We start from the raw sequence: 13,374 nt of genomic DNA, 5'->3' as shown, positions 1-13,374 counted from the left end.
ATCCAGCCCCCCGAAGCAGACAGCCGTTCACTGGACGAGCCTGTATCGGAAGCGCTGCTGCGCGGACCCCGGCTGGGTTTCTCCGAATCGCTAAATGAGAACACCTCCATCTTACGCCGCCAGGGCAGGAGTGATCAGCTGGAGATCGTCAAGCACCGGGCCGGCAACCGGATTCAGAAGGATCTGGTTATCGCTTATATGAAGGATATTGTCAATCCGGAGCTGCTTCAGGAAGTCGAGTCACGCATCTCCAAACTGGATATCGATTTTCTTGCAGAATCGGGATATATTGAGCAGCTGATCGAAGACAATTATTTAAGTCCTTTCCAGCAGGTCCAGAACACTGAACGTCCTGACAGGGTAATCAGTGCGCTGCTGGAAGGACGGATTGCGATTCTTCTGGACGGAACGCCTTTCGCGCTGATTGTTCCGGTTACCTTCAGTATGCTGCTGCAATCTCCGGAGGACTATTATGAACGCTGGCTGCCGGGATCGCTTCTGCGGATGCTGCGCTTCGCCGCCTCCTTTCTGGCGCTGATGGCTCCGGCTCTGTATATATCGTTCATTTCCTTTCATCCCGGGCTGATCCCGACGGAGCTGGCACTCTCCATTATTGAGACCCGCCAGGGCGTTCCTTTCCCCTCTATAATCGAAGTGCTGATTCTAGAGGTTTCTATTGAAATTCTGCGGGAAGCCGGCATCCGGCTGCCTAAACCGGTCGGGCCGGCAATGGGTATCGTCGGCGGTCTCATTATTGGGGATGCTGCTGTAAATGCAGGGATCGTCAGCCCCTTTCTGGTCATTGTCGTTGCGGTCACCGCGATCTCATCCTTCTCTATTCCGATGTACAGTGCCGGAATAACGCTGCGGATTCTACGCTTTGTCGGGATGGGATTTGCGGCAATGCTGGGGATGTTCGGTACAATCCTCTTCTTCCTGCTAATCTGCAGCCATCTTACCAAGCTCAAGAGCTTCGGGGTGCCGTACCTGACGCCTGTATCCCCGTTTCGGGCAAGGGACTGGAAGGATCTGTTCTTCCGGGCACCGCTTACCCTGATGAAACGCAGACCAGCCATGATGAAGACACAGGACAGCAAACGCAAATCGTAAGTAGATGTTAAGAGAGGAGGCAGTATCATGTTTACCCGCACAGACGACAGAATCACTGCTACACAAGCAGCGGTATTCCTTAATAACACGGTGCTAGGCGCCGGGATCCTGACACTGCCACGCGGCGTAAGCGAAGCTGTGAAGACTCCTGATGCCTGGCTGTCCGTAATACTCGGCGGCGTTATTGTGATGGCGGTTATTGTCCTGATGGTGAAGATCAGCCAGCAGTTTCCCGGAAAAACCATTTTCCAGTATGCCGGGAAAATTGTTGGCCGGGTCCCGGGAGTGTTCCTCTGCCTGCCACTGATCATCTTCTTTTTGATCATCGCGGGCTTCGAGATCCGCTCGCTCGCCGAGGTGACGCTGTTCTTCCTGCTGGAAGGCACGCCAATCTGGGCGATCACCCTGCCTTTTATTTGGGTGGGAGCCTATCTCGTATACGGTGGAATCAACTCCATCGCCAGGGTGTTTCAGATCATATTTCCGATCAGCATCATGATTCTAATCATCTGCTACGGGTTCAGCCTGCGTATTTTTGATATTAACAACCTGCGTCCTGTCCTCGGCAGCGGCATTCTGCCAGTGCTCAACGGCCTGAAGTCAACGGTGCTTGTCTATAGCGGGTGTGAGGTCGTGATGACGCTTGTAGCGTTCATGCAGCAGCCCCGTCACGCTGTAAAAGCAATGCTGCTCGGAATCGGCATCCCGGTTGTTCTTTATCTGTTGACAGTAATAATGGTTATTGGCGGAGTTTCCATAGATTCGGTGATCACGAGCACCTGGCCGACCATCGATCTGATCCGCAGCTTTGAAATCCCCGGATTTCTGTTCGAACGAATGGAGTTTCCGCTGATGGTAATCTGGCTGATGCAAATGTTCTGCAACTTCTGCAGCTTCTTTTTCCAGGCTTCACTGGGTATTTCCCAGGTTTTCCGCCTGCCAATTCATCCGGTTATTTACGCTTTGGTTCCAGTCATCTTCATCTCTGCGATGGTGCCTAAGTCCATTAACGATGTGTTCAGCCTGGGAGATACAATCGGTAAAATGAGCATTGTCCTGTTTTTTCTCCTGCCCTTTCTGCTCTCGGTCATTTGGCTCATCCGCACGAAAGGATTGAAGCAGCATGTGTAGACGAATCATAACGCTTGTCCTCTGCCTTTCTCTTCTTGCTGCGACACAGTCCGGATGCTGGAGCAGCAAAGAAATTGAGGACTTGGCAATTTATACTGGACTCGCTCTGGATACGGGCAAGCTGACAAAGGCTGAACAAGAGCTGGAAGAACGAGGGATCACCTATTCTAAGCGGGATAAAGTGACGGCAACGGTCCAGATCGTACCGGTAAAAACTGCAAGCATGGAAAAACACGGAGGTCCGCAACCCAAGCAATATCTCAACATTTCCGGAACCGGAGATTCCGTGCTTGAAATCTTCCGTCAATATTCTCTGAGGAACGAACGGCCGATCGTCGGTCATCATCTGAAGGTTATTATTGTCTCAACGGAATTACTGAAGCAGCAATCGATGGAGCAGCTGATGGATTTTGTACTCCGCGATAATGATATCCGCCCGAGCACCTTGGTTTTTATCAGTCAAGGCCGGGCAGAGGAGGCGCTCGTGTCCAAGCGGACCGATGAAATCCCCTCCTTTCACCTCAGAGATATGATCCACGGTCAGAAAAGAACAAGTAAGGTGATGAGCCCGGTCATTATATCCGAACTGGACGCACTCATGCATGCGAAGCGAAGTTATGCTCTGCAGAACCTCGTTACGGCGGATGGGGAAACCGAGTTCTCGGGTGCTGCTGTGGTAAAAGGAGACACGGGGCTCTGGATCGGCTCCTTGTCGCAGGAAGATACCGAATGCCTCTCCTGGCTGACTAATAAAGGCAAGACTGGTGCTATCAAAGCCTATGACCAGGATAATGAGCCGATGACCTATGAAATGAAGGATATGAAGAGTAAAATCAAAGCCCTTGTCGACGGGGATGACATTTCGTTTGAGGTCTCCATCGAGACGGAAGGCCGGCTGATCGAAACCTGGAGCAGCTCAAGTGATGCCGACTCAACAGAATATACAGAGAAGGTAGGCCGAATATTCGAAGCTAAGCTAGAGAAGATGATGGAGAAGATGATGAGTAAGCTGCAACAAGAGTATAAAGCCGATGTAGCCGGTTTCGGAGAAGCGCTCAGCATCCAGTATCCCCGGGTGTGGAAAAAGGTCCAGGACCGGTGGGACGATACATTCAGCCGCTCCGAAGTCCGTTTTAAATATGATTTGAAAATAACCGATTTCGGTTCCTTTACCGAGTAGCTGTAAAAAAACCCCGGCCCCCCTCCCTTTCAGGAGAGTTGCCGGGGTTTGGACTATTTACATTCTATTACTTATCGGACAAAATCAGTACGCCGCGGCCCGGAACAACAGCGGTGCCGCTGAAGCTCTTGCCGGTCAGCAGGTCGATGCGCTCAGCTGCACCAATGTCTGCGCTCAGCTCGCCTTCGTGATGGTTCAGCAGGAACAGGTAGGATACGCCGTCTTTCACACGCTGTACCGATTCGATCCCTTCCAGTGCGTTTACGAGCGGCTTGATGCCGTTCTCTTCGCACAGATTTCCCAGGAAGCTTCGCAGGAAGCCGGCTTCAGGGCTCGATGCTACATAGTAGGCTTTGCCTTCACCGAAGCTGTTCGCCGTCAATACCGGCATGCCCTTATAGAAATCGGTACCGTAATGTGCCAGCACTTCTGCCCCTTCGGAATGGATCAGATCGCAGAGCAGATCGCATTTGTAGGTCCCGCTTAACGAACCCCACTCTCCGTTCATCACGATTTCATTGCTCATGTCCGGCAGCAGCGCATCAATCTCTTCGGCCCAGATGCCCAGCACCTTGCGCAGCTCACCCGGATATCCTCCAACCGTAACCAGATCATTCTCATTGACGATCCCGCTAAAGAAGGTGGTCACGAATGTCCCGCCTGCCTTAACGAAAGCCTCCACTTTCTCGGCAAAGCCTGGCTTAATCATGTAAAGCACCGGTGCAATCACGATTTTGTACTTGGACAGGTTCTCTTCGACACCGATCATGTCGGCTTCGATATTCTGCTGATAGAGAGCATTGTAATATTTATGCACTTCTTTTACATAATCCAGGGCTACAGTAGGACCACTCGACAGATCAAGCGCCCAGCGGTTTTCCCAGTCATAGATGATGCCGATCTGCGCTGCACTGCGTGCATCCAGCAGCTTGTCGCCAAGCAGTTCCAGCTCCCGGCCCAGCTCTGCGCATTCGCGGAAGACCCGTGTATGCTCGTGGCCCACATGCTCAATGACCGCACCATGATACTTCTCGCAGGCACCGATGGAGCGGCGCAGCTGGAAGAACAGCACAGTGTCCGCACCGCGCGCTACCGCCTGGTAGCTCCACAGACGCATCACACCGGGCCGTTTCAGTGAGTTGTACGGCATCCAGTTCTGCTGGCTCGGGGTCTGCTCCATCAGCATGAACGGCTGTCCATTCTTCAGACCGCGCATCAGATCATGCGTCATCGCCGTATGGCTGACCGGAGTGTCCAGGGCCGGATAATTATCCCAAGAGATAATATCCATATGCTTAGCCCACTCGAAATAATCCAGCTCCGGGTAGAAGCCCATCAGGTTGGTCGTCACCGGAATTTCCTTACTGTGCTCCCTGATCGCCTCTTTCTCAATTTTGTAACACTCCAGTAGACTGTAAGACATGAACCGGCGGTAGTCGAGGGAAATCCCCTGGAAGTTCGTGCGGTTACCGTTCCACTCTTCACTCAGCTCATTTGGAACAACGATTTCTTCCCAGTCATAGAAGGTATGGCCCCAGAAGCGGGTATTCCAGCCTTTGTTCAGGGCATCCAGTGAGCCGTAACGCTCCTTCAGCCAGACGCGGAAAGCCGCCGCAGACTGTTCGGAATAATCATAGCCGCCATATTCATTAGAAATATGCCAGGCCACCAGAGCCGGATGATCCTTATAGCGTTCAGCCAGCTTGCCGGCCAGTTTGGCTGCATACTTGCGGTACACCGCACTGTTCGGATTAGAGTTATGGCGTCCGCCGAATTTGCGCTTTCTCCCTTGCACATCCACACGGGTCACTTCAGGATAGCGGTGTGCCATCCATGCCGGATGCGCTCCGGTGCCTGTGGCCAGACATACATAGGTTCCATTCTTATATAGGCGGTCCATCAATTCATCCAGTCCGGAGAAATCATATTCGTCCTCAGACGGCTGAATAAGGGCCCATGAGAATACATTAATAGTCGCGACGTCGATTCCGGCCAGCTTGAACATCCGTTCGTCCTCTGCCCAAACCGGTGCGTCCCATTGCTCAGGGTTGTAGTCTCCACCGTACCAAATCTTCGGCAATTTATCGTTGATCACTCATCGCACTTCCTTTATAGTATAAGTATATTCTTAGTTTAACCTTTAAACTTAGTGCGATAAATATAAAATTTTCACCAGAATATATAATAATATGGTACGACTAAGAGGTGATTCTTGTTGCTAACGCCAGCCCCCCGCAGAATTGTGTTCGCCCAGGAAAATAGAGAGCATCTGCCCATTACGCTCGATAGCATGGGCTATAATCCTGATCAGGAAAAGGTATCGCGTCCGGACGGCTATCATGTCTATCACTGGCTGCAGGCAGCCGCAGGTGAAGGAATTATTCATTTCGAGAATAAAAAACTCACGCTTGCAGCAGGCAGCGGCGTGCTTCTCCTGCCGGGTACCGGACACCGCTACGAATCACTTTCCTCCCAGCATTGGTGCACCTATTATCTTACGTTTGGCGGGGGCTCATCCCAGCATATCCTCGAGACTTTAGGCATGCAGGCCAATGCCTTCTACCGCTGGGAAAGTGAAGCTCCGCTGACCCGCATGCTGCAGGAAATGCTTGACCGGCATGATGCCGCCGCAGACATGTTCAGCCTGGGCGTGTCCACCGATGCTTATCGTTTCCTGCTAACTCTCAGTAAATACGGACAGCTACATAACAATACTGCAATTTCCCGAAACGTGGACAAGCTGCAGCCGCTCCTGAAATGGATGGACAGCCACTACGGTGATCCCGGCATCGGGCTGTATGACCTTGCTTCCCAGCTTGAGGTATCAGGCCGGTATCTCAACAGCCTATTCCTGCAGACCTTCGGGCTATCTCCCTATGCCTATTTCGTCCGCTTACGCATCCGCAAGAGCAAGGAGCTGCTCGTAAGCCAGCCGGACCTGACAGTAAAAGCGATCTCCCAGCTCGTCGGCTTCCGCGATGTCAGCCACTTCGTGGCCACCTTCCGCAAGCAGTCGGGAACGACCCCGGATCAGTTCCGGCGGCTGCACTGATTCGTGCGTGAAGCGGCGATTGCAAAACAGCGACACCCGGGTGGTAACCCCGGGTGCCGCTGTTTTCGTTGATGTGGACGGTTTTGGGCCCCATGCCTGCCCCGCCCCTAATTAGTAGCCGTTCCCCTGCCTTCGGCCGCGAGAAGGTCTGTCCTGCATACGGCTTCCGGCAGATGCACCTTAAGCTCCTCAATGAACTCCCGGAAAGCACTCGTCATATACAGATCACGACGCCGGATGAATACAGTCGGCACCTCGGCGTACCGCTCCGGAAACGGATAGCAGGAGATGCCTTCCGTAATATTCATCCGCCTGAAATAGGATACCGGCAGCACTGCAAAGCCTATGCCGGCCCTAACGCAGCCAAGCAATCCTTCCATCGTCCCGAACTCCATTACCTTTCCGAGCCGGAAGCCTTCTTCCCTGAGCCACTCCTCAAGCCTCGCACGGTAGAGGCATTCTGCATTCAGTATCAGCAGCGTCTTATCATGGATCGAAGAGAGACCCAGGTAATCGATCGTATCCGGAATGACCAGTCCCAGCTGCTCGTGGATGACCAGCTCCTGGACGATCTCCGGATGCTCCACTGGCCCGTCCATGAACGCCCCGTGTACCACATGCTGCAGGACAGAATCGATCAGATCAGCCGCCCGTCCGATCTGCAGTTGAACCTCAACATCCGGGTAACAGCCGCGGTAAGCGGACAGGATCGCAGGCAGCCGTACGGCAGCAGTCGTATCGGATCCAACTGTAATGGTTCCCTTCGGGACCGGCGAATCAAGAACTGCCTGCTGTGCTTCCTCCAGCAGATTAAATATCCTAACCGTATATTCCATAAGCGTCTGCCCGGCTGAAGTCAGGGTGATGCCCCGGCTATGCCGGTAAAAAAGCGGAGTCCCCAGCTCCTGCTCCAGCTGCTGAATTCTCGCCGTCACATTCGACTGCACATAATTCAGGCTTTGGGCCGCTTTGGAAATGCTCCCTTCCTCGGCAACCGCCTGAAACACCTTAAGAAGTCCAATATCCATCATCCGCTCTCTCCCCTCGGATCAGCCATCAGCCGCAGTGATGCCCTCCATCATTTCCCTTCATTATACAGGAACTGGTCCATGGAATATGATGAAAATATAAATCAAATTAATTTTAAGAAACTTTAAGGAGTGAGTAAAGTGGAAAACAAACGTTGGAGCTTTAGAATTCCAGGAGACCCGGAAGTTAAGGATATCGATATCAGCGAAATTAAAAGTGTGTATGATTTGCTGGATCTCGTGCGGAAGGACGAAGTTCAGAATACACCGCAGATACAGGCTTCAAGGCTGAATACCAAGCCGAAAGCCAAGCTGATTCCCTTCATCTCCCGGATGACGGATAAAAGACGCCATCCCTCCGCATGAGCCCGGTTTCCCGGAAGCTTCAGCCTTCTGTCCCGAGAATCTCTACGCCGTACGGGGCAAGCACAACCGGCCCATAACGTACGGCTCCGGTCAGCTGGCAACGGTAAGGCTTGTCCAGCTTGACCGTCTGCTCTGCCTTGCTGAGATTCAGCAGGAACAGGAAGCTGCCGTTCTCTCCGCTGCGGACCGTAGCCTGGACGCCCTCCGGCAGACCAGCAAAGCGCAGCAGGCTAAGCTTGTCTGCAAGCCCGGCCAGCAGCATGAACCAGTACCCTTCTTCGGCATGGGTGCCGAAGTAATAGACCTGGCCTTTGCCGAAGCTGTTGACAGTGACCGCCGCAGTTCCCGCATAGAAATCGTCGTTATACCAGGCGATGGGCTCTGCGGTAACCGGAGCGAGCAGGTCGCACCACTGGCTGCATTCGAAGGTATTGCCCTGCCCGTCCAGGAGGGTATGCACATCCCCGCCAACCGGATCATATTCCTTAACCCATACTCCGGCTGCACGGCTCAGCATGCCAGGCAGCGGCTGCATCAGACAAATATTATTGATATTCTTCACACCGCTGCGGTTTGTCAGAATCAGGGTACCGCCCTTAATAGCAAAAGCTTCAAGCTGCGCAGCCAGCTCCTCACTTAACAGATAAAGGCTTGGTGCAATGACCAGCTTATATCTCTCCAGCGGCTCACCTGCCTGGATAACATCACAGCCGATACCCAGCTTTGTCAGTATACGGTGATACAGCTTGATATTCTCGTAGTAATCCATTCCTTCGGCCTGCGGCTGGATGTCCAGCGCCGCCTTCTGTTCATGGGAATGAAGAATGGCCACCTCATGCTTAAGCTCCGTTCCCTTAAGCTTATCGGCTAGCGCGTTTACTTCATAGCATAGCCGGCCGAACTCTGCAAACCTGCGGCCCGGCACATTGCTGTGGTCGATCAGGCCATGCCAGTACTGCTCGGCACCCGCAACTGCACTTCTCCAGCGGAAGTGGACCACGGTATCCGCTCCACGCGCGATGGCCTGCCAGGCATAAGCCCGGATAAAGCCGGGATACGGGGTGCGCCACATCGGCATCCAGCAGCCGGGCGGACCGCTCAGCTGCTCCATAATCCAGAAATTCCTCCGCTTGATTCCCCTTGTCACATCCAGCGACAAGGCTCCGCTGTAGGGTGTCGTCGCCTGCTTGTCCGGAGAGGTATTCGGATAATAGTCAAATGACGCCACATCCAGCTCAGCGCCGACCGCATACATATCCAGCCGCTGGGGATAGCTGTGGAAGTTATGCGTAATGAAATGATCCGGACACTCCGCACGCAGCACATCAATCTGCGTCTGCTGGAACTTCACCACCGAATCCCACTGAAACCGCTGGAAATCCAGCAGCAGCGAAGGATTCTGGAACGGCGATCCGCCATAAGGGACCGTCAGCTCCTGCCAGTCGCTGTATTCCCCGCTCCATACTACCGTTCCCCATTCTGCGTTCACATGTTCGAGCGTCTTGTACTTGTCCTGCACCCAGCCGCGGAAAGCCTTATTACATCTGTCGCAGTGGCAGTCAACCATACCGAATTCATTGTCAGTCTGCCAGCCGATGACCGCGGGATGACTGCTGTAATGACGGGCCAGCTTGTTGATAATCCGTGTGCCGTATTTCCGCAGTGACCCGCTATTGTAGCAGCGGTGCCCGCGCACCCCGGGATGAAAGGTCTGTCCGTCTGCAAAGACCGGCAGCACATCGGGATATCCTGTTGTCAGCCAGCGCGGAGGTGTTGCTGTAGGTGTTCCGATCACCACCTGCAGCCCATAGCGGTGCAGGGCATCAATCGCCCGGTCCAGCCAGGCAAAATCAAAGCTTCCTTCGACAGGCTCCAGCCGGCTCCAGGCGAACTCGGCCACCCGGACTACTTTCACTCCGGTATCCTTCATTAATTGCATATCCGCTTCCCACAAAGACTCATCCCAATGCTCCGGGTAATAATCGACACCGATTTGAACATTGCTGTAGCTGAGCATCTCCATCCCCCCTTCTCCTGTCCCGTATGCTCTCCATCTTACCAAAAGGGCGCCCCCGCCTCACATCAATAATGAGTTAGACGGGGAGCGCCCTGGCAAATCCACTTTATCCACTTACCGGTCCTTTAGAGGACTCTCTGTTTATAAAGATATGTAGATTGAACTTGTTAATTTTTATTTCGGGATTGGTCGTGGCTACAGAGAATGTTTGGACTTCCGGCCGCTGTTGTCTGCAGATTTCTTGATTTGTACCGCTCTTCGCGGTGGAAATCCGCAGACAAAGGCGGGCGCTACCGCTCCTCCAGTTCCAAAATTCCCCTCCGCCACTTTTCCCTAAATGTTTATTATTAAATTCAATCAATATATATTACTTATTTCTTCAGCTTGTCCCAAGCCGCTTGCATCGATTTTTCCCAGCCGGCTTCGTCGACTTTACCAGCAATCAGCTGCTGAATCGAGCTGGCGAATTCTTGAGTTACACCATCAGGGAATTTCGAAGCCTGCAATCCGTAGACTTTACCTTCTTTAACATAGTTCCATACATCCGCGCTAAGAAGACCGATATCTTCAGGTGTTGCTGGAATGGTGGACAGAGCAGGGATGAACTTCCATTTCTTCACGATATACTCTTTACCCATGTCAGAAGTTACGAGCCAGTTCAGGAAAGTCTTAGCTTCTTCCTTCGAACCGGAATCCTTGTTAACGACCAGGTTAGCCGGAACGCCTACAGACAGCTTATCATTCATTTCAGCATCGTCGTTGATTGGCATAGGGAACATACCGATGTTCATGTCCGGCGTGATGCCGTCAACCAGAGTCTGTGCCCAGTTACCTTCCTGCATCATAGCCGTTTCGCCATTAGCGAACATAGCCAGGTGAGTATTAGCATCTGTAGTCAAAGGATTTTTCTGTCCGTATTTTACAGTCAGGTTGAGCAGGTTGCTCCAATCCTTAAATTTCTCGTTGCCCACGATTGTGGAAGTGCCGGCGTTCAGGCCGTTGATGAACTCATCAACATTATCCTGCTGTGCAAAAGCTACGCTGATGCCCTGGATACCCAGCAGCCACCATTCCTGATAAGCGTTGCCGAAAGGAATAACGTCGATCGCCTGCAGCTTTTTAGCAGCTTCTTCAAGCTCGGTGATTGTTTTTGGAGTTTCAGTGATATCTGCCTTTGCGAACAGGTCTTTGTTGTATACAAAGCCGATACCTTCAAGGTTCATTGGCATCCCGTAGGTTTTGCCGTCCTTGGTCATTGGCTCAGCTGCCAAAGGAATCAGATCCTTAACCCATGGCTGATCGGACAGGTCCTCCAGCTTGTCTGCCCAAAGTGCCATTTCGGCATAACCGCCATTGCTGAAAATATCAGGAGCATCGCCGGAAGCGAATTTGGTTTTCAGGGCTGCTGCATAGTCTGCGCCGCCGCCGACAGTCTGGATGTCCAGCTTGATGTTTGGATATTCTTTTTCAAACTCTACTTTCAGCTCATTGAGGCCTTCAACGATTTCGGTTTTGAACTGGAAGATCTTAACCGTCTTCACTTCTCCGGAAGCAGCGTTGCCAGCGTTGCCAGCGCTTCCATTTTGTGTGTTATTTGAAGCGGTGTTGTTATTACCGCCACACGCCGCGAGTACGACAGACATCAGCATAACGCTGGACATCATCACTGCAGAACGTTTCTTCATCATTCTATTTTCCCCCTAGATAAGTTTAACTGCATCATAAATATTTGGAACGGGGACTCCGTGAAGGTTAACCCTTCACCGAGCCTGCCGCTATTCCCTCAACAATGTAACGCTGCATGAACAGATAGAAAATGACAATGGGTGCTACGCCGATCGTAAGTGCCGGGAGCGCCATGTCCCATTGCTTCGTATATTGGCCGAAGAATGAGAAGGTTGCCAGTGGAATGGTCCGCAGATTAGGCGCCTGAAGAATCAGGGATGGCAGCAGATAGTCATTCCAAATCCCAAGTGCATTCAGGACGATCGTTGTCATCAGCATCGGCTTCAGCAGCGGGAGTACAATCCGGAAGAATACCGTAATCGGATTACAGCCGTCGACTGTAGCCGCCTCTTCAATTTCCAGCGGCACCGATTTGATGAACCCGTGGAACAGGAAGATCGCCATCGGAATACTGAGACCTAAGTTGGTGATCAAGAGACCCGGAATGGAGTTGTTTACACCCAGGATGTTTACAACCTTCAGGATCGGAATCATGATAGTCTGGAACGGTACGACCATTGCCGCCACGAACAGCAGCAGCAGGATCTTATTGAACTTCGTATCCGCACGGACCATCCGGTACGCAGCCATTGCACTGAACAAAGAGATCAGGACGACACTGATTACCGTTACAATGACCGAATTGCGGAACGCTTCACCGAACCGCGCCAGCTTCCAGGCCTTGGAATAGTTGGACCACATGAATTCCTGTGGCCAGCTTGCCGCATTGCTGAGAATTTCACCGAATGACTTCAACGAGTTTGCCAGCAGAAAATAGAACGGAGCGAGGAAGAGCAGCGCAAGCAGGATCATCAGTACTTCGGTCCCGATATTCCATCTGCTTTTTGATTTTGCGTTCATTAAGCTTCAACCTCCTTGCTCTTCGTTACACGGACCTGAATCATCGTGATTACCGCGACAATTACAAAGAACAGCAGCGCTTTTGCCGTACCCAGACCGTAACGGTTATTCAGGAAGGCTTCATTATAAATGTTCATCGCTACAGACTCCGTTGATTTGAACGGTCCGCCCTTGGTCAGCGACAGGTTAAGGTCGAACATTTTGAATGACCAGGAAATGGCCAGGAACAAGCCGATAGTTACCGCAGGCATAATCAGCGGAACGACGATGTTGCGGAGCACCTGGAAAGGCGAGGCGCCGTCGATATCAGCAGCTTCAAGCACTTCTTTGGATACGTTGCTGAGCGAAGCGATGTAGATAACCATCAGATAACCGGAGGACTGCCAGACAAACACAATAACGATTGCCCAGAAACCGGTCGTCGCATCACCGAGCCATGGAAGATTAAAGAAGGACCAGCCTGTAGTTTCACCCAGTGTGGCAAAACCTTTGATAAAGATAAACTGCCATATAAAACCAAGCAGCAGGCCCCCGATGACATTCGGCATAAAGAAGATCGTACGGAGCATATTGCGTGTTTTTAAAGGTTTCGTCAACAGGTACGCCAGGAAAAAGCCGACCACGTTGGTCAAAACAACACCTAACAGAGTAAATCTAACGGTAAACCAGAACGATGACCAGAAGTCAGGGTCATTCGTAAAAATATTTTTGAAGTTATCAATTCCTACCCAGCTTACATTTCCCGATACACCGTTCCAGTCGGTGAAGGAATAATACATCCCCATCAAAAATGGAATTATCATGACTACAGAGAAAAACAGTACTGCAGGTCCAACGAAAAAAAGCTGTTGACCGAATTGGGACAACTTATGACCTCGCATGAATTGGCCCCCCTTTCTTTTAC

At 51.9% G+C, this 13,374-nt stretch carries 11 protein-coding genes; 5 read left to right on the top strand and 6 right to left on the bottom strand.

From position 1 onward, the window contains the following. From AQR02_RS33235 to AQR02_RS00310, 3 genes are all read left to right on the top strand, one after another. Window positions 1-1,110 (top strand): spore germination protein (locus tag AQR02_RS33235; RefSeq protein WP_245236997.1); only part of this gene is annotated, 1,110 nt, incomplete at its 5' end. Between the two features lie 27 nt (window positions 1,111-1,137). After that, window positions 1,138-2,241, top strand: a complete 1,104-nt coding sequence (locus AQR02_RS00315; RefSeq protein ID WP_054938891.1) for a GerAB/ArcD/ProY family transporter — start codon at window positions 1,138-1,140, stop codon at window positions 2,239-2,241. Beyond that, entirely contained in the window at window positions 2,234-3,421 is a 1,188-nt protein-coding gene (locus AQR02_RS00310; protein ID WP_054938890.1) for a Ger(x)C family spore germination protein, read from the top strand. The genes AQR02_RS00315 and AQR02_RS00310 overlap by 8 nt, the downstream gene beginning before the upstream one ends. 67 nt (window positions 3,422-3,488) lie before the next feature. On the opposite strand, the gene AQR02_RS00305 is transcribed toward AQR02_RS00310, so the two are convergent. Beyond that, window positions 3,489-5,516: a beta-galactosidase gene (locus AQR02_RS00305; RefSeq protein ID WP_054938889.1), complete on the bottom strand. Its 2,028-nt coding sequence runs from the start codon at window positions 5,514-5,516 to the stop codon at window positions 3,489-3,491. 117 nt (window positions 5,517-5,633) lie between these two features. Between AQR02_RS00305 and AQR02_RS00300 the strand changes: the two genes are divergently transcribed. Further along, window positions 5,634-6,473, top strand: coding sequence for an AraC family transcriptional regulator (locus AQR02_RS00300; RefSeq protein ID WP_245236996.1), 840 nt, complete (start codon window positions 5,634-5,636; stop codon window positions 6,471-6,473). A gap of 107 nt (window positions 6,474-6,580) precedes the next feature. Here the strand turns inward: AQR02_RS00300 and AQR02_RS00295 are convergent, their stop codons facing one another. Then, window positions 6,581-7,501 (bottom strand): LysR family transcriptional regulator, encoded by a 921-nt coding sequence (locus AQR02_RS00295; protein WP_082451921.1) that lies wholly within the window; start codon window positions 7,499-7,501, stop codon window positions 6,581-6,583. Window positions 7,502-7,642: 141 nt separating this feature from the next. On the opposite strand from AQR02_RS00295, the gene AQR02_RS00290 reads away from it, so the two are divergent. After that, on the top strand, window positions 7,643-7,867 hold the full coding sequence (locus AQR02_RS00290) for a hypothetical protein (protein ID WP_054938887.1): 225 nt from the start codon (window positions 7,643-7,645) through the stop codon (window positions 7,865-7,867). A 19-nt stretch (window positions 7,868-7,886) separates the two neighbouring features. Here the strand turns inward: AQR02_RS00290 and AQR02_RS00285 are convergent, their stop codons facing one another. The 4 genes from AQR02_RS00285 to AQR02_RS00270 all read right to left on the bottom strand — a co-directional run bounded on the left by AQR02_RS00285 (window position 7,887) and on the right by AQR02_RS00270 (window position 13,351). Further along, the gene (locus AQR02_RS00285; protein ID WP_054938886.1) at window positions 7,887-9,890 is read right to left on the bottom strand and encodes a beta-galactosidase; all 2,004 of its coding nucleotides are present in this window, start codon (window positions 9,888-9,890) and stop codon (window positions 7,887-7,889) included. A 365-nt stretch (window positions 9,891-10,255) separates the two neighbouring features. After that, window positions 10,256-11,572, bottom strand: coding sequence for an ABC transporter substrate-binding protein (locus AQR02_RS00280; protein WP_082451514.1), 1,317 nt, complete (start codon window positions 11,570-11,572; stop codon window positions 10,256-10,258). Window positions 11,573-11,636: 64 nt separating this feature from the next. Next, window positions 11,637-12,470, bottom strand: coding sequence for a carbohydrate ABC transporter permease (locus AQR02_RS00275; RefSeq protein WP_054938885.1), 834 nt, complete (start codon window positions 12,468-12,470; stop codon window positions 11,637-11,639). Beyond that, complete coding sequence (locus tag AQR02_RS00270; protein WP_054938884.1) at window positions 12,470-13,351, bottom strand: carbohydrate ABC transporter permease; 882 nt, start codon at window positions 13,349-13,351, stop codon at window positions 12,470-12,472. Before AQR02_RS00270 ends, AQR02_RS00275 begins: the two co-directional genes overlap by 1 nt. Between the last annotated feature and the right edge of the window lie 23 nt (window positions 13,352-13,374).

The organism is Paenibacillus ihuae (genome assembly GCF_001368795.1).
In the GTDB taxonomy this organism is placed as follows: Bacteria; Bacillota; Bacilli; order Paenibacillales; family Paenibacillaceae; genus Paenibacillus_AQ; species Paenibacillus_AQ ihuae.
The sequence above is the reverse complement of the archived record's forward strand: the minus strand, read 5'-3'. Positions and strand labels throughout refer to the sequence as shown.